Source organism: Bradyrhizobium altum (genome assembly GCF_020889705.1).
Classification (GTDB): domain Bacteria; phylum Pseudomonadota; class Alphaproteobacteria; order Rhizobiales; family Xanthobacteraceae; genus Bradyrhizobium; species Bradyrhizobium altum.
This window is the reverse complement of record NZ_JACMYP010000073.1, coordinates 18,090-33,162: the sequence shown is the minus strand read 5'-3', so window position 1 is coordinate 33,162 and position 15,073 is coordinate 18,090. Positions and strand designations below refer to the sequence as shown.

Sequence of the window (15,073 nt, the reverse complement as noted above, 5' to 3'; positions counted from 1 at the left end):
CATCAAACACCGTGTCGGCTGCGGGCGCCCGCAGGTCGTGCTGAAAAGATAATATCGGTCCACAACTTGCCGACAAAGCACAGAGTGCGGCGACATGCGGCCGCGCTTTAGAGCGGAACTATGTTGAAACCACGATGAACAGGCGGCCCCGGGACCGGCTTTTCACGGCCTGCCCGGCGATTGGTTCCGGCTGACCAATTGGCTATGATGGGCGCCTGTTTGCGCATGATCCGGCCGAAAGCGGATTTTGCGCCGAGATCATCGGATTGAGCCGTATGTACCGCGCCGTTACCCGCCAGATCGAAGTCACCGTCGAGCCGAACTTCATGCCCGAGCGCTCGTCGATCGACCGGCGCGAATATTTCTGGTCGTACAAGATCGTGATCGTCAATTCGGGCCCGGAAACGGTGCAGCTGCGGACACGGCACTGGATCATCACCGACGCCACCGGCCGCCGCCAGGAGGTGCGTGGCGAGGGCGTGGTCGGCGAGCAGCCGGTGCTCGCGCCCGGCGAGCGCTTCGAATACACCTCCGGCGTGCCGCTGCCGACCGCCTCCGGCTTCATGACCGGCAGCTACCAGATGGTCACCGAAGCCGGCGAGCGCTTCGACATCGACGTGCCGACCTTCTCGCTGGATAGCCCGAGCCCGGACGGGAAAAGGGTGCTGAATTAGCCGCGCTGTCAGTCTCGCCGCGCCCCAAGCAGCCACCGGGAAAGCGGACCATCAAATTTCTGAATAATGGAAATAATTTCGGGCTTTCTGATTTACCCGACGGGCGGACGCGCACGGCCGGCCTCAGTTCCTCATCATTTCAACGTGCCATTGCCCATTGGGGCGGCACGGCCGCCGCGCGATCAATGCAATCGACCGGCCGGCGCCAGGAACCGACGGCTCGCGAGACTCTTGGCTCCCTGACACAAGCACTTTTTGGAGAAATCATATGAAGAATCTCGCGATCTATTTGGCAGCCGGCGCAAGTGCCCTTGTCATGACTGCCACAAGCACGGCTTTCGCCGCACCGCTTTCACTCGGCGCGTCGGTCGGGCCGGAAAGCAACATCCAGAACGTTCGCATGGTTTGCGATGACTCCGGTCGTTGCTGGCGCGCACGTGGCGAACGCCGCGTCATCGTCCGTGAGTCCGATGATTCATACGGATACGCACCTCGCGAGCGCTACATCGAGCGCCGTGGCTATGACGAGCGTGGCGGCATCGGGTTCCGCGCTCCGGGCGTGAGCGTCGGAATCGGGACCGACCGCTACTGAGGAAACGCATCGGCGTCAGAACGGCCGCGGAGCAATCCGCGGCCTTTCTTTTGGAGACGCGGCATCTCGAACGGCGTGGACCTGGGTCCGCCGGCCGCCTGCCCCATCTTCACATGTGAGGGGCGCTGGCGCCTCGCATGCGCTCCAGGAGCCAGAAAGCCCCGATCGCAACGAACGAGAGCACGAAGATTGCTCCGCACGCCAGGAAAGTCTGTAGGAAGCTCGTATCCTCCTTTTGATCGCTTGCAAGGGTGGTGTGCGATTAACGCGCTCAATCTGCCAAATTGTCGGGCGTGATCAGATCGAAGCCGACGATTTCAGAAATTCGCGGCGACCAGATCGTAAGACCCCCTGCTTCCGCGGACATAGGCCCTGGCCGCAGCGGCACATATCCGATCGCGGTTGGCATCGAAGGCTTGCAGAAGGCCCGGCTCGTCGAGATAGGCATCCGATTGAAGTCGCTTCAATGCGCCTTCGGTGACGAAGAACGATGCCTCAATAGCACTGTCATATCCCCAAAACCGCACGGCGCGCCGCGTTTGGTCGTATGAACGACTATGATTTGGAAATTCAATCATGGGTAAGGCCTGTCAGGTTGTTGCCACAGCTTGTCGTGATCCGTGACGCGCGCATGAAGCGACGTGACGTCTGGTCGATCGGTTACAAGATTTGGCAGCTAAGGCTTCGCGCTTCCGCAAGGGGGATGCTGTAACAATACAGTTGCGCTGCTGATCAGGTGGCTACTCCGCTATCGAATGACAAGCCCACTCGGCACGTATCGGGGCAATCGCTCGCGCTTTTCGTGCCGGATACGTCCAGATTCGCCCGATTGCGCAGAAAACATTCGCCGAAGGGCCAGCTTATGATGATACGGTCGGTGATGTCTTCAGCCGACTCCGCCCAGACCCGCGTGCTGCAAGCAGCTTGGCACCGCTGCAGGACGTTGTGGCGGAAGAGAATATCAGCCTTCGGCTTCTGCTCGCGCAGGACGCGATCGATGCCCAGAGTTTGCTGACCGCGGCCGGCATTGACGCCAAGGAGCGCGAAGCTGCCGACAAGCTGCAGAAGGTGATCCTCGAGGAGCTGCACCACCGCATCAAGAACACGATCGCAACCGTCGGTGCCATTGTCTCCCAGAGCCTGAGCAACCTGGAAGGGGTCGAACATGCGCAGCACGCCATCGAGGGCCGGTTGCTGGCGCTCGGGCGGGCGCACGATCTCCTGCTGCAGGCAAGATGGAGCAGCGCGGATCTCGCCACCGTCGTCCGCGGCGCCACCGAAGCCTTCAACAACCCGGATGAGCCGAAATTCTCGATTTCGGGACCCGGTATTCGCATGACGTCGGGCGCCGTCATTGCCATCGCAATGACGCTCAACGAGCTCTGCACGAACACCACGAAGTTCGGCGCCCTGTCCGCCCCACAGGGGCGGCTCGACATCAGTTGGACGCTGGATCAACCAACACAGCGCTTGCATCTGACATGAACCGAGAAGAACGGTCCGGCCGTCCACCCTCCGGAACGGCGGAGTTTCGGGACCCGGTTGATCGAAACGCTCGGCAGGCAGCTGCGCGGCGACGTGCAGCTAAGCTATGAGCCGACCGGTTTCGTGTACACATTCGACGCACCATTGGCTTCTCTTGCTTCGTCAACCGCATAGCCGACGTCCCGAACGCACGCCAAAGTCTGGATATGCTCCCCCGATTGCAAATTGAGTCGACTACCGGACGCAAGGGGTATCTACTGCGGTCATCACTGCTCCGCCGCTGGCCGATACCGGTGGCTGAGAGTGCTGCAAGCTCCCGCCAATAACCAGGAGAGCTTTATGCCGATTGCTCAACACAGCCAGCCTGAACCGCCGCCTCATGATCTGCCGGCATTGGAAGCCGTGTGGATAGGAGATGCTGCGAAGCCATTCCTGCCCGGCCTTCAGCGCGACGCGATGCTTCGCAAGGCGCGGCTGGTCGAAACCGCCTCGCACATCAATGATTGGCTGACATCTCCCGGCCTGCGAACCCCGAGCTGACTGCCGATCTTGCAGAGGAAGCCCCGGTACGGGGCCGGCTGGGGTCGCCATTCTTCCGATGCCACCGGGGCCCGGCCTCCGGTCGCCTCTCACCAAGCGACGGCTTCGACATTGCTTCCAACTGTGCTTCAGGAACTGGCGACCGCGGTGAACGTTGTCGCGGTGCAGATATTCACGCGCGCCATCCGATTGGCTTGTGCCCGGTGATTTGTGGCCTCGGTGCTCGTTATTCGACCCTTTGCCTCCCATATACAAGTCAGTCCTCGTCAGCCATCGAGATTGGTCGGAATGCGCGGAGACCTCCAAGGAAAGGGCCCGCCATGTTCAAATCTCAGCAGTACCGCACCAAGGCAGCCGCATACGGCGAACTGATCAAGCGTTCGAGCAGTCAGGGCGAAAGCCGCAAGCTTCAAGAGCAGCAAGACCGGCTCGCTTCGCTCGCGGATAACGAGCAAGGATTGGCGGACAATTTCGACAACGCAATAAATGTTGCGGAGCACGACCGCTCTCGCGGCGTCGCCCTTGCCGCCGAAGAGGAGTACGTCCTGCGGTGTCTCGGCGCGGCCATCATCATGCAATGGAACGTCCTGCCGAAGGCGCTGCAGCGGGAAATCTTCGACACCGCCGGATCGGTCGGAAAATTGTTGGAGACGTCGGCGCTGCGCGGGCAGATCGCGCGCTTCCTACACAAGCACAAGGACGATGCCGGTCGCGACAAGGTTCTGGAGGCGCGTCGGGACGCGAGATCGGGCGCTGCGGCTTTGTCGCGATGGGACAATGAAGGAGGTGCAGTCCCCGACGGACTGCCGATGTGAACCAACTACGACAACAGGAGATTCGCCATGTCACTTACCCAATTTTGACGTCGATGACGAACCGCACAGCATGGACGGGCTGCGACTTCTCGTCCGTGATGGAAATGAACGGGTCGAGGCATTCATCGGCCGCAAGGTGATGGACGTCTGGGCCGAGTCTGTCGAGCACCGCGGCGGACATCAAAGCCTGTTCAACGCACTCGGCAGGCTGAACCTGGCGGCGATCGAGTGGATCGTCGGTGCGAAATACCAACGCGGTGCTGCGTTCAACCGCCAGCATCCCTATGTCGAGGTACTGTTCTCGGATATTACCGACAGCGGGGAGACCTTGAATCTGAGCGGGCTCGTGCGCGAGACCCTGTCGCCCGCATTTCACCGGCTGAGTTGAGATCGATCCAGGAGGATTCCCATGACGAAGAAATCCCTGCTCTCCATTGCCGAACCAGAGCTGAAGAAGCCGCTGCGCGCCGACCGGCCTCCTACCGAAGGCTTCGTGATTATTGTCGACAAACACTTCAAGTCGGAGTTCGACACCGCCGAGGCTGCTGAAACGTCTGGCCGACAACTGAAGGCGGCTTATCCGATGCTTCAGATCGAAATCTACGACGCCGCCGGCAAGACCCGCACCTTGCTGAGCTGATTACCGGGCCCCGTGGTCGGTTTTCCGCCTACTCGACGCCGGCTTCCTGCGGCGTGAATTCGTAGACCGACGAGCAGAACTCGCAGGTCACGACCACCTTGCCGTCCTTGACCATCTCGGCGCGATCGTTCGGCGCAAAGCTCTTCAGCATCGACGACACCGCATCGCGCGAGCAGGAGCACTGCGCGCGCAGCGTTTGTGGGTTGAAGACGCGCACGCCGCGTTCGTGGAACAGGCGGTACAGCAGCCGCTCGCCGGAGAGATCGGGATCGATCAGCTCGACATCCTCGACGGTGGAGATCAGCGACTGTCCCTCGACCCAGGCGTCGTCATCCGGCACGCTGTGCGTAGCCGTGCCTTCCGGCGCATCGCCGGGATGCAGATCGGCCTGCTTGGCGCGTTCGGGGGCCTTGGGCAGGAATTGCAGTAGGATGCCGCCGGCGCGCCAGTGCAGCTTGCCGCCTTCGCCGCCGCGCATCTCCTCACCGACCGCGAGCCGCACCCGCGTCGGAATCTGCTCCGAGCGCAGGAAATATTCGTGGGCCGCCTCTTCCAGGCCGCCGCCGTCGAGCGCGACCAAACCCTGGTAGCGGCTGGTGTTCGCGCCCTGATCGATCGTCATCGCAAGGTGGCCCTTGCCGAGCAGCTCACCCGAGCTCTGCCCGTCCTTGAGGCGCGCCACATCGTAGCGCGCATAGGCACGCAGACGGTCGGGCGCCTGGAAATCGACGATCAGGAGCGAGACCGGTCCGTCGGTCCGGGTCTGCAGGATGAAGCGGCCCTCGAACTTGACGGAGGAGCCGAGCAGCGTGGTGAGCACGATGGCCTCACCGAGCAGCTTGCCGACCGCGGGCGGATAATCGTGCTTATGCAGGATCTCGTCGAGCGCGGGGCCGAGCCGGGTCAGCCGGCCGCGCAAGTCCAGCGCGCCGACCTCGAAGGCCAGCACGGCATCGTCGACAGGAACCGCCGAGGGCGCGCGAATGGGCGTCTCGGCCTGGATTTTGATGTCGGGGGATTGTGAAACCATGGCGCTCTATCTGGGGTCTCGGACCATGAAATAAAGGGGTTCAGCATACCGGGAATCGACGTCGTCCCTGCGAAAGCATGGACCCATAACCACAGGATTTTGTCGCGGCACAAGGCGTCTGCCCATGTGCCTTTTCCGCCGGCCGCGGCGTATGGGTCCCTGCTTTCGCGGGGACGACGGCATTGATGTCGACTACGCGACCGTGTCGAAACACCAGGCCAGGATGCCCTTCTGCGCATGCAGGCGGTTTTCCGCCTCGTCGAACACCACGGATTGCGGGCCGTCGATCACCTCGTCGGTGACCTCCTCGCCGCGATGCGCAGGCAGGCAGTGCATGAACAGCGCGTCCGGCTTGGCGAGCGACATCAGCTTGGCATTGACCTGATAGGGCTTCAGCACGTTGTGGCGGTGCTCGCCCTCCTTGTCGCCCATCGACACCCAGGTGTCGGTGACGACGCAGTCGGCGCCGCGCACGGCGGCTTCCGGATCGGTGCCGAGCATGATCGGCGCGCCGGTGGCCTTGATCCAGTCCCGCATCGGCTTCTTCGGCGAGAGCTCGGGCGGCGTGGCGATGTTGAGATTGAACTTGAACCGCTCGGCGGCGTGCGCCCAGGAGGCCAGCACGTTGTTGTCGTCGCCGGTCCAGGCCACCGTCTTGCCCTCGATCGAGCCGCGGTTTTCCTCATAGGTCATGAGGTCGGCCATCACCTGGCAGGGATGCGAACGCCGGGTCAGCCCGTTGATGACGGGCACGGTGGCGTGAGCGGCGAGCTCGAGCAGCGCGTCATGGTTGAGGATGCGGATCATGATCGCGTCGACATAGCGCGACAGCACGCGCGCGGTGTCGGCGATGGTCTCGCCGCGGCCGAGCTGCATCTCGGCGCCGGTCAGCATGATGGATTCACCGCCGAGCTGGCGCATGCCGACGTCGAACGACACCCTTGTGCGGGTCGACGGGCGCTCGAAGATCATCGCCAGCGTCTTGCCTTCGAGCGGCTTCCTGCCCTTCTCATGCGCCTTCAGCTTCGCCTTCATGGCGGCTCCGGCTTCGAGCATGTTGCGCAGCTCGGCGAGCGGCAGCTCGTTGATGTCGAGGAAGTGACGGACCGGCTTGCTCATTATCCAGCCGCCTTCTTCGGCTGCGGCGCCGATAGCACAGAGCAGGCGCGCTCGAGCGCTGTGATCGACTGGTCGATCTCGGCCTCGGTCACGATCAGGGGCGCCAGGAACCGCACCACATTGTCGCCGGCGCCGACGGTGAGCAGCTTCTCGTTGCGCAGCGCCGCGATCAGATCGCCCGACGGCACCACCGCCTTGACGCCGATCAACAGGCCCTCGCCGCGCACCTCCGACAGCACGCCGGGATAGCGGTCCACGACGGACGCAAGCTTCTGCTTGAGCAGCAGCGACATCTTCTGCACGTGCTCGAAGAAGCCGGGCTTGAGCATGACGTCGAGCACGGCATTGGCGGCTGCGACCGCGAGCGGATTGCCGCCGAAGGTCGAGCCGTGCGAGCCCGGCGCCATGCCGGCCGCAGCCTCCGCGGTCGTCAGCACCGCGCCGATCGGGAACCCGCCGCCGAGCGCCTTCGCCAGCGACATCACGTCCGGCGTGACGCCGGTGCGCTTGTAGGCGAACAGCTCGCCGGTGCGGCCCATGCCGGTCTGCACCTCGTCGAAGGCGAGCATCAGGCCATGCTCGTCACACAGCGCGCGCAGCGTCTTGAAGAACGCCTGCGGCGCCGAGCGCACGCCGCCCTCGCCCTGCACCGGCTCGATCAGGATGCCGGCGGTGTGCGGGCCGATCGCCTTCTTCACCGCCTCGATGTCGCCGTGCGGCACCTGGTCGAAGCCGTCCATCGGCGGGCCGAAGCCTTCGAGGTATTTCGCCGAGCCGGTCGCGGCCAGCGTGCCCAGCGTGCGGCCATGGAAGGCGCCATCGAAGGTGATGATGCGGTAGCGTTCGGGATGGCCCTTGGAGAAATGGTGGTGGCGGACCAGCTTGATCACGCCCTCCATCGCTTCGGCGCCGGAATTGCAGAAGAACACGAAGTCGGCAAAGCTCTGCTCGCACAGCCGCGCGGCAAGCACCTCGCCGTCCGGGCTCTTGAACAGGTTCGACATGTGCCAGAGCTTGGTCGCCTGCTCCTGCAGCGCCTTGACCAGATGCGGATGCGCATGCCCGAGCGCGTTCACCGCGACGCCCGAGGTGAAATCGAGATAGCGGTCGCCATTGGTTGCGATCAGCCAGGCGCCCTCGCCGCGCTCGAAGCCGAGATCGACCCGGGCGAAGACGGGGAGCAGATGCGACGAGGCGTTGGTCATGGCGTTCACTGCCGGTTTGAAGCCGTCAATCGCCGCGCGCCTTGACGCCTACGCAGCAACCGCCAGCTTCGGAAAACAAAACGGCCGCCTTTGCGGGCGGCACGTACGGGTCATTCTATGCGGCGGCCGGTCAGTGTCAATCGCCAGGGGCCGGCCTTTGCGGGCCTTCCTGCAATGCGAAACCGGCGCAATCCGGAGCATTCCGGTGCGGTGGAAAAGCCTCATAGCAATGCTTAACTTTGTGGGAACATGTGGACGCACGGCCGCGGACTCTTGCGCCAGAGTCACGCCATATTGTAGCGTTTGGCCTGTCGGGTACGACATCTCGTGCGGCAGTACTGGACCCTCTAAGTAGCCTTCGTGTCTCGCGTAAACGTTCGGGCGCAACACCGTGCCCGGCGAGGGCTAAGGGATTCTGGCCGCAGGGATATTTGTCCAGATTGGCTCGCAGCGCCGCTCCGATGACTGGCCGGCGCCATGCGAAAGGAAGAATGCGATGACTGTATTGACCTGGTCCGACGATCGCGTCGAGCAGCTGAAGAAGCTCTGGGAATCCGGCCTCTCGGCCAGCCAGATCGCGGCGGAACTTGGCAATGTGACGCGAAACGCCGTGATCGGCAAAGTGCATCGGCTCGGCCTCTCCGGCCGCGCCAAGGCCCCCTCCACGGCTGCGCCGCGGCAGCGCAAGGCGCGTCCCGCCCAGCACATGATGCGGGTGGCGCGCCCGGTCTCGCGCGGCAACACCGCGCTTGCGCACGCCTTCGAGGTCGAGATGGAGCCCGATCCGATCTCCTTCGACAACGTTGTGCCGATGAGCCAGCGGCTGTCGCTGCTCGAGCTCAACGAGGCCACCTGCCACTGGCCGGTCGGCGATCCCTCGAGCCCGGAATTCTTCTTCTGCGGCGGCAAGGCGCTCGCCGGCCTGCCCTATTGCGCGCATCACTCGCGCGTCGCCTATCAGCCCGCCGCCGATCGCCGCCGGCCGTCGGCGAAGCCACAGATCAAGTAGCACTCGGGAAACTGCCTGGACTGCAAAAACAAATCCCCGCGAAAGCGGGGATTTTTTGTGTGATCGTAGCCCGGATGCAGCGAAGCGAAATCCGGGGCGGTGTTTGACGCGGAGGATGAAGTCCCGGATTTCGCTTCGCTCCATCCGGGCTACGCCTACATCATCAGCGTCGTCCCGGCGAAAGCCGGGACTCATAACCACGAATGGGTGTTGTTAGAAAGCCGTCTGGCCGCTTGCCCATTGCGACGACCGCGGCGTATGGGTCCCGGCTTTCGCCGGGACGACACGGTGTTGCGGCGCGTGAATGCCGCGACGTCGGCTACGGCTGCGGCTCGGCCTTCGCGAAGCGGTCGTCGAGCGCGTAGCCGGCGCCGCGCACGGTGCGGATCGGATCCTGCTCGCGGCCCGGATTGAGCAGCTTGCGCAGGCGGCCGATATGCACGTCGACGGTGCGCTCATCGATATAGATGTCGCGGCCCCAGACGCTGTCGAGCAGTTGCTCGCGGCTGAACACGCGGCCGGGATGCTCAAGGAAGAATTCGAGCAGCCGATACTCAGTCGGCCCAAGATCGATCGGACGGCCCGAGCGCGCCACGCGGCGCTTCTCGCGGTCGAGCTCGATGTCGCCATAGGTCAGCACGGTCGCAAGCCGCTCCGGGCTCGCGCGGCGCAGCAGGCCCTTCACCCGTGCCAGCAATTCGGGCACCGAGAACGGCTTGACGATGTAGTCGTCGGCCCCGGTGGCAAGCCCGCGCACGCGCTCGCTCTCCTCGCCGCGCGCGGTCAGCATGATGATCGGAAGCTGCTTGGTCTCTGGCCGCGCCCGCAGGCGGCGGCACAACTCGATGCCGGACAGGCCCGGCAGCATCCAGTCGAGCACCACGAGGTCGGGAACGCGCTCCTTCAGGCGGGTGTCGGCATCGTCGCCACGCCCCACCGTTTCGACATCGTAGCCTTCCGCATCGAGATTGTAGCGCAACAGTGTCGTCAGCGCTTCCTCGTCTTCGACTACCAGAATGCGTGCGCTCATCGGTTTAAGTTCTCTCTCTGTGATGATCCGTTGCCCAGACGCAAACCGAAACGCTTACTTTCCTGAGCATAATCCCCGCGGAGACGACTTGTCGTGAAGACAATCCGGCTCCGCGCCTGCGGATCATGTCCTAGGTACCCGGCACCGTGGTGGCAAAGTTGGTCATGTCGCCCTTCGGACGCTTGTCGGTGATCTGCTGGCCCTCGATCATGTAGAACACGGTCTCGGCGATATTGGTGGCGTGATCGCCGATCCGCTCGATGTTCTTGGCGCAGAACATCAGATGGATGCAGAACGAGATGTTGCGCGGATCCTCCATCATGTAGGTCAGCAACTCGCGGAACAGCGAGGTGCAGATCGCATCGACCTCCTCGTCGCCCTTCCAGACGTTCATCGCCGCCGGCAGGTCGTGCGCGGCATAGGCGTCGAGCACCGACTTGACCTGCGACAGCACGAGGTCCGTCATGTGCTCGAGGCCGCGGATCAGCTTCAGCGGCTGGAAATCGCTTTCCAGCGCCGCGACGCGCTTGCCCATGTTCTTGGCGAGGTCGCCGATCCGTTCGAGGTCGGTGGCCACGCGCATCGCGCTGACGATTTCGCGCAGGTCGATCGCCATCGGTTGGCGGCGGGCGATCGTCAGCACCGCGCGCTCTTCGATGACGCGCTGCAGGTTGTCGATCTCGATGTCGGCGGCGACGACGCGCTTGCCGAGGGCGACGTCGCGACGGATCAGCGCGTCGACCGACTCGGTGATCATCCGCTCGACGAGGCCGCCCATCTCGGCGACCAGGCGGGTCAACTCCTGCAGGTCGCTGTCGAATGCCTTGGCGGTATGTTCAGAAGCCATCGCTTGTCTCCCTCATGATCCCGGGGATCATGATTTGGTGTCCTCAGTTTCGCACGATCCGATCGAAAAACCGGTGCCCACTTTTGCGGATCATGCGCTAGCCGAACCGGCCGGTGATGTAGTCCTGGGTGCGTCGATCGCTCGGCGAGGTGAAGATCTTGTTGGTGTCGTCGAACTCGATCAGCTCACCGAGATACATGAAGGCGGTCTTGTCGGAGACGCGCGCCGCCTGCTGCATGTTGTGGGTGACGATCGCGATCGTGTAGTCCTCGGAGAGCTCCTGGATCAGCTCCTCGACCTTGGCGGTCGAGATCGGATCGAGCGCCGAGCACGGCTCGTCGAACAGGATCACCTCGGGCCGCACCGCCACGGTGCGCGCGATGCAGAGGCGCTGCTGCTGGCCGCCGGACAACGACAGGCCGGAGGCGTTCAGCTTGTCCTTGACCTCGTTCCACAGCGCGCCGCCGCGCAGCGCTTTCTCGACCCGGTCGTCCATCTCGGACTTCGAGATCTTCTCGTAGAGGCGGATGCCGAAGGCGATGTTCTCGTAGATCGTCATCGGGAACGGCGTCGGCTTCTGGAACACCATGCCGACCCGCGCGCGGAGCAGATTGAGGTCGAGCTTGGGATCGAGAATGTTGGTCTGGTCCAGCATCAGCTGGCCGACCGCGCGCTGGCCCGGATAAAGGTCATACATCCGGTTGAAGATGCGCAGCAGGGTCGACTTGCCGCAGCCCGACGGACCGATGAACGCCGTGACGCGGTTGGTGCCGAGCGTCAGGTTGATGTTCTTCAGCGCGTGGTGCTCGCCGTAATAGAAGTTGAGGCTGCGCACCGTGACTTTCGGCGGCGCTTCCGGCAGCGGCACCTGGGGAACGTGGCTCGCGGCTGTCGTGGAGACGGAAAGCTCGGTCATTTTGCGGCCCTTTCGGCACCAAGGATGCGCGCGCCGATATTCAGCGCGAGCACAGTGAAGGTGATGAGCAGCGCACCGCTCCACGCCAGCTCTTTCCAGTAGGCGTAGGGGCTCTGCACGAAGTTGTTGATGGTCACCGGCAGGTTGGCCATCGTCTTGGTCAGATCCAGGCTGAAGAACTGGTTCGACAGCGCGGTGAACAGCAGCGGCGCGGTTTCACCGGCGACACGGGCGGTCGCCAGCAGCACGCCGGTGATCAAGCCGCTACGCGCAGCACGATAAGCGATCCGCTTGATCACCAGCGAACGCGGCAGGCCGAGCGCGGAGGCCGCCTCGCGCAGCGGATTGGGCACCAGCAGCAGCATGTCCTCGGTGGTGCGCAGCACGACCGGGATCACGATCACGGCGAGCGCGAGACTGCCGGCGATCGCCGAGAAGCCGCGCATCGGCACCACCACCGCGCCATAGATGAACAGGCCGATGATGATCGAAGGCGCGCTGAGCAGGATGTCGTTGATGAAGCGGATCACCGAGGTGAGCTTGTCGTGCTTGCCGTACTCGGCGAGATAGGTGCCGGCGAACAGGCCGAGCGGCGCGCCGATGCCGACGCCGATCACCGTCATGATGACCGAGCCGACAATGGCGTTGAGCAGGCCGCCTTCGGTCGAGCCCGGTGGCGGCGTGTTCTGGGTGAACAGCTGCACGCTGAGGCCGGCAACGCCGTTATAGACCAGCGTGAACAGGATCAGCGCCAGCCAAGTGACGCCGAACAGCGCCGCGCCGACACAGAGTGCGCGAATGACGATGTCGCTGCGGCGGCGGGATTTGTAGATCGGGTTCATGGCGCTATTTCCCCGCTTTCGTTTCAAGCCGCATCAGCATCAGCCGAGCGCCGGCGAGCACGAAGAAGGTCAGCACGAACAGCAGGAGGCCGAGCAGGATCAGGCCGGACTGGTGCAGGCCGTCGCTCTCGGCGAATTCGGAGGCGATCGCCGCCGAGATCGTGGTGCCCGGCGCGAAGATCGACGACGAGATGCGGAACGAGTTGCCGATGATGAAGGTCACCGCCATCGTCTCGCCGAGCGCGCGGCCGAGCGCCAGCATGATGCCGCCGATCACGCCGACCCGGGTGTAGGGGATCACGACGCTGCGGACAACCTCCCAGGTGGTGCAGCCCATGCCGTAGGCGGCTTCTTTCAGCACCGGCGGCACGGTCTTGAACACGTCGACCGAGATCGCGGTGATGAAGGGCAGCACCATGATGGCGAGGATCAGCGCGGCGTTGAACAGGCTGAGATAGGACGGCGGACCTGCGAACACCGCACCCAGCACCGGGACGCCCTCGAATATCCTGATCATGAAGGGCTGGAACGTGTTGGCCAGGAACGGGCCCAGCACGAAGAAGCCCCACATGCCGTAGATGATCGAGGGGATGCCGGCGAGCAGCTCGATGGCGATGCCGATCGGGCGGCGCAGCATTTGCGGGCAGAGTTCGGTGAGGAAGATGGCGATGCCGATGCCGACCGGAATGGCGATCGTCATCGCGATGATCGAGGTGATCAGGGTGCCGTAGATCGGGCCGAGCGCGCCGAGCACCGGCGGATCGGCCGAGGGCGCCCAGCGCTGCGTCCAGAGGAAGGCGAAGCCGTATTCCTTCATCGCCGGCCAGGCGCCGGCGATCAGCGACAGGATGATGCCGCCGAGGATCAAAAGGACCGAAATCGCCGAGATGCGGGTGATCCAATAGAAGGTGAGATCACCGAGCTTGAAGGCGCTGAGGGCCTTGGCGCGATCGTAAGGTCCCGCGGCTTCCATCACATCGCTCTGAACAGCCATGTCTGCCACGCCAATCCCCTCATTACTAAGTGAAAGCTACGCAAACCGCTACGCCCCGAAGCGATCTTTACTGACGCATTTGGCCGGGCGTCGTTCCGGTTGCGCCTCCCGGGGCGCGACCCCGGGCCCCGCCCCGCGTTTCTTGCCGCGGTGATGGAGCCCGGATCTTGGTCGCTTGACCTGTGCCGCCCTTGGGAGGCGGCACAGGCCGTGTTCGAAGCGTCGGACTTAGCTCTTGATGTCCGAGGACCAGGTCTTCTCGATCAGCTTGACGACCGATTCCGGCATCGGGATGTAGTCGAGCTCTTCGGCCGCCTTGCCACCCTTCTCGAAGGCGTACTTGAAGAACTTGAGCGCTTCCTGCGAGGCCGCCTTGTCGGTCGAGTCCTTGTGCATCAGGATGAAGGTCGCGGCGGTGATCGGCCAGGAGGCTTCGCCCGGCTGGTCGGTCAGGATCACGTAGTAGCCGGGAGCCTTGGACCAATCGGCGTTCGACGCAGCAGCCTGGAAGGCGGCGATCGTCGGCTGCACGGTCTTGCCGGCCTTGTTGACCAGCGCGGTGTAGGTCAGCTTGTTCTGCTTGGCATAGGCGTATTCGACATAGCCGATCGCGTTCTTGGTCTGGCCGATGTTGCCGGCAACGCCTTCGTTGCCCTTGGCGCCGACGCCGACCGGCCACTCGACCGCGGTGCCGGAACCGACCTTGGACTTCCAGTCGGCGTTCGACTTGGAGAGGTAGTCGGTGAAGTTGAAGGTGGTGCCCGAACCGTCCGAACGGCGCACGACGGTGATCGCGTCGGCCGGCAGGGTCAGCTTCGGATTGAGCTTGGCGATCGCCGCGTCGTTCCACTTCGTGATCTTGCCGAGATAAATGTCGCCGAGCACTTCGCCGGAGAGCACGAGATCGCCCGGCTTGATGCCTTCGACGTTCACGACCGGAACGATCGCGCCCATCACCATCGGCCACTGGACGAGGCCGTCCTTCTCGAGCTGCTCGGCCTTGAGCGGCGCGTCGGTCGCGCCGAAGGTCACGGTCTTGGCCTGGATCTGCTTGATGCCGGCGCCGGAACCGATCGACTGATAGTTCAGGCCATTGCCGGTGTCCTTCTTGTAGGCGTCAGCCCACTTCGAATAGATCGGGAACGGAAACGTCGCGCCTGCGCCGGTAATATCGGCAGCGAAGGCCGACGTCGAAGCGGCGACCATGCCGGCAGCGACGATTGCTTTGATGAAATTCATGGGGTGGTCTCCATCTTGTGAGCGAAGCGCCAATTGCGCCCGATCGCGCCCACGCCGGTCCATCTAGGAGCGGTCGGTGCTGCTTTTACGAAGGTT

17 protein-coding genes and 1 pseudogene are annotated in these 15,073 nt (G+C 63.7%); 8 read left to right on the top strand and 10 right to left on the bottom strand.

All coding sequences use genetic code 11. The features are described 5' to 3' along the window. The first annotated feature begins 275 nt into the window (after positions 1-275). Together apaG and H8B02_RS19440 are read left to right on the top strand one after the other, a co-directional pair. Positions 276-674, top strand: a complete 399-nt coding sequence (gene apaG, locus H8B02_RS19445) for a Co2+/Mg2+ efflux facilitator ApaG/CorD (RefSeq protein ID WP_092123063.1) — start codon at positions 276-278, stop codon at positions 672-674. A 268-nt stretch (positions 675-942) separates the two neighbouring features. After that, the gene (locus tag H8B02_RS19440; RefSeq protein ID WP_229167706.1) at positions 943-1,266 is read left to right on the top strand and encodes a hypothetical protein; all 324 of its coding nucleotides are present in this window, start codon (positions 943-945) and stop codon (positions 1,264-1,266) included. A 317-nt stretch (positions 1,267-1,583) separates the two neighbouring features. Here the strand turns inward: H8B02_RS19440 and H8B02_RS19435 are convergent, their stop codons facing one another. Then, the gene (locus H8B02_RS19435) at positions 1,584-1,844 is read right to left on the bottom strand and encodes a DUF1488 family protein (protein ID WP_229167705.1); all 261 of its coding nucleotides are present in this window, start codon (positions 1,842-1,844) and stop codon (positions 1,584-1,586) included. Between the two features lie 346 nt (positions 1,845-2,190). On the opposite strand from H8B02_RS19435, the pseudogene H8B02_RS19430 reads away from it, so the two are divergent. The 5 genes and pseudogenes from H8B02_RS19430 to H8B02_RS19410 all read left to right on the top strand — a co-directional run bounded on the left by H8B02_RS19430 (position 2,191) and on the right by H8B02_RS19410 (position 4,746). After that, positions 2,191-2,925: pseudogene (locus H8B02_RS19430) on the top strand (sensor histidine kinase). A gap of 129 nt (positions 2,926-3,054) precedes the next feature. Then, positions 3,055-3,291: a hypothetical protein gene (locus H8B02_RS19425; RefSeq protein WP_229167704.1), complete on the top strand. Its 237-nt coding sequence runs from the start codon at positions 3,055-3,057 to the stop codon at positions 3,289-3,291. Positions 3,292-3,611: 320 nt separating this feature from the next. Continuing rightward, positions 3,612-4,106, top strand: coding sequence for a hypothetical protein (locus tag H8B02_RS19420; RefSeq protein WP_229167703.1), 495 nt, complete (start codon positions 3,612-3,614; stop codon positions 4,104-4,106). 70 nt (positions 4,107-4,176) lie between these two features. Next, the gene (locus H8B02_RS19415) at positions 4,177-4,494 is read left to right on the top strand and encodes a signal transduction histidine kinase (protein WP_229167702.1); all 318 of its coding nucleotides are present in this window, start codon (positions 4,177-4,179) and stop codon (positions 4,492-4,494) included. Between the two features lie 21 nt (positions 4,495-4,515). Next, on the top strand, positions 4,516-4,746 hold the full coding sequence (locus H8B02_RS19410) for a hypothetical protein (RefSeq protein ID WP_229167701.1): 231 nt from the start codon (positions 4,516-4,518) through the stop codon (positions 4,744-4,746). A 28-nt stretch (positions 4,747-4,774) separates the two neighbouring features. On the opposite strand, the gene H8B02_RS19405 is transcribed toward H8B02_RS19410, so the two are convergent. The 3 genes from H8B02_RS19405 to H8B02_RS19395 form a co-directional block, all read right to left on the bottom strand. Beyond that, the gene (locus H8B02_RS19405) at positions 4,775-5,776 is read right to left on the bottom strand and encodes an Hsp33 family molecular chaperone (protein ID WP_176533928.1); all 1,002 of its coding nucleotides are present in this window, start codon (positions 5,774-5,776) and stop codon (positions 4,775-4,777) included. Between the two features lie 192 nt (positions 5,777-5,968). Continuing rightward, the gene (argF, locus tag H8B02_RS19400) at positions 5,969-6,895 is read right to left on the bottom strand and encodes an ornithine carbamoyltransferase (RefSeq protein WP_092123050.1); all 927 of its coding nucleotides are present in this window, start codon (positions 6,893-6,895) and stop codon (positions 5,969-5,971) included. Then, entirely contained in the window at positions 6,895-8,100 is a 1,206-nt protein-coding gene (locus H8B02_RS19395) for an aspartate aminotransferase family protein (RefSeq protein ID WP_229167700.1), read from the bottom strand. Before H8B02_RS19395 ends, argF begins: the two co-directional genes overlap by 1 nt. 496 nt (positions 8,101-8,596) lie before the next feature. Here H8B02_RS19395 and H8B02_RS19390 point away from each other — a divergent pair, with 496 nt between their 5' ends. Next, the gene (locus tag H8B02_RS19390; protein WP_021076557.1) at positions 8,597-9,109 is read left to right on the top strand and encodes a GcrA family cell cycle regulator; all 513 of its coding nucleotides are present in this window, start codon (positions 8,597-8,599) and stop codon (positions 9,107-9,109) included. A gap of 319 nt (positions 9,110-9,428) precedes the next feature. Here the strand turns inward: H8B02_RS19390 and phoB are convergent, their stop codons facing one another. From phoB to pstS, 6 genes are all read right to left on the bottom strand, one after another. Further along, positions 9,429-10,139, bottom strand: coding sequence for a phosphate regulon transcriptional regulator PhoB (gene phoB, locus H8B02_RS19385; RefSeq protein WP_016844067.1), 711 nt, complete (start codon positions 10,137-10,139; stop codon positions 9,429-9,431). Positions 10,140-10,269: 130 nt separating this feature from the next. Then, entirely contained in the window at positions 10,270-10,986 is a 717-nt protein-coding gene (gene phoU / locus H8B02_RS19380) for a phosphate signaling complex protein PhoU (protein ID WP_050403109.1), read from the bottom strand. Positions 10,987-11,083: 97 nt separating this feature from the next. Beyond that, the gene (gene pstB / locus H8B02_RS19375) at positions 11,084-11,902 is read right to left on the bottom strand and encodes a phosphate ABC transporter ATP-binding protein PstB (protein ID WP_229167699.1); all 819 of its coding nucleotides are present in this window, start codon (positions 11,900-11,902) and stop codon (positions 11,084-11,086) included. Continuing rightward, the gene (pstA, locus tag H8B02_RS19370) at positions 11,899-12,744 is read right to left on the bottom strand and encodes a phosphate ABC transporter permease PstA (RefSeq protein ID WP_229167698.1); all 846 of its coding nucleotides are present in this window, start codon (positions 12,742-12,744) and stop codon (positions 11,899-11,901) included. The genes pstB and pstA overlap by 4 nt, the downstream gene beginning before the upstream one ends. Positions 12,745-12,748: 4 nt before the next feature. After that, entirely contained in the window at positions 12,749-13,738 is a 990-nt protein-coding gene (gene pstC / locus H8B02_RS19365; protein WP_229167697.1) for a phosphate ABC transporter permease subunit PstC, read from the bottom strand. Positions 13,739-13,966: 228 nt separating this feature from the next. Continuing rightward, positions 13,967-14,977, bottom strand: a complete 1,011-nt coding sequence (pstS, locus tag H8B02_RS19360; RefSeq protein WP_212317157.1) for a phosphate ABC transporter substrate-binding protein PstS — start codon at positions 14,975-14,977, stop codon at positions 13,967-13,969. Positions 14,978-15,073: the final 96 nt, after the last annotated feature.

What these genes read in the sequence shown, in the direction of transcription:
- H8B02_RS19440 (WP_229167706.1), top strand. Translation starts at nt 943, where the DNA reads ATGAAGAATCTCGCGATCTATTTGGCAGCCGGCGCAAGTGCCCTTGTC.
- H8B02_RS19390 (WP_021076557.1), top strand. Translation starts at nt 8,597, where the DNA reads ATGACTGTATTGACCTGGTCCGACGATCGCGTCGAGCAGCTGAAGAAG.
- phoB (WP_016844067.1), bottom strand. Translation starts at nt 10,139, where the DNA reads ATGAGCGCACGCATTCTGGTAGTCGAAGACGAGGAAGCGCTGACGACA.
- apaG (WP_092123063.1), top strand. Translation starts at nt 276, where the DNA reads ATGTACCGCGCCGTTACCCGCCAGATCGAAGTCACCGTCGAGCCGAAC.
- H8B02_RS19420 (WP_229167703.1), top strand. Translation starts at nt 3,612, where the DNA reads ATGTTCAAATCTCAGCAGTACCGCACCAAGGCAGCCGCATACGGCGAA.
- H8B02_RS19395 (WP_229167700.1), bottom strand. Translation starts at nt 8,100, where the DNA reads ATGACCAACGCCTCGTCGCATCTGCTCCCCGTCTTCGCCCGGGTCGAT.
- pstS (WP_212317157.1), bottom strand. Translation starts at nt 14,977, where the DNA reads ATGAATTTCATCAAAGCAATCGTCGCTGCCGGCATGGTCGCCGCTTCG.
- H8B02_RS19435 (WP_229167705.1), bottom strand. Translation starts at nt 1,844, where the DNA reads ATGATTGAATTTCCAAATCATAGTCGTTCATACGACCAAACGCGGCGC.
- pstB (WP_229167699.1), bottom strand. Translation starts at nt 11,902, where the DNA reads ATGACCGAGCTTTCCGTCTCCACGACAGCCGCGAGCCACGTTCCCCAG.
- H8B02_RS19415 (WP_229167702.1), top strand. Translation starts at nt 4,177, where the DNA reads ATGGACGGGCTGCGACTTCTCGTCCGTGATGGAAATGAACGGGTCGAG.
- pstA (WP_229167698.1), bottom strand. Translation starts at nt 12,744, where the DNA reads ATGAACCCGATCTACAAATCCCGCCGCCGCAGCGACATCGTCATTCGC.
- H8B02_RS19410 (WP_229167701.1), top strand. Translation starts at nt 4,516, where the DNA reads ATGACGAAGAAATCCCTGCTCTCCATTGCCGAACCAGAGCTGAAGAAG.
- argF (WP_092123050.1), bottom strand. Translation starts at nt 6,895, where the DNA reads ATGAGCAAGCCGGTCCGTCACTTCCTCGACATCAACGAGCTGCCGCTC.
- phoU (WP_050403109.1), bottom strand. Translation starts at nt 10,986, where the DNA reads ATGGCTTCTGAACATACCGCCAAGGCATTCGACAGCGACCTGCAGGAG.
- pstC (WP_229167697.1), bottom strand. Translation starts at nt 13,738, where the DNA reads ATGGCTGTTCAGAGCGATGTGATGGAAGCCGCGGGACCTTACGATCGC.
- H8B02_RS19405 (WP_176533928.1), bottom strand. Translation starts at nt 5,776, where the DNA reads ATGGTTTCACAATCCCCCGACATCAAAATCCAGGCCGAGACGCCCATT.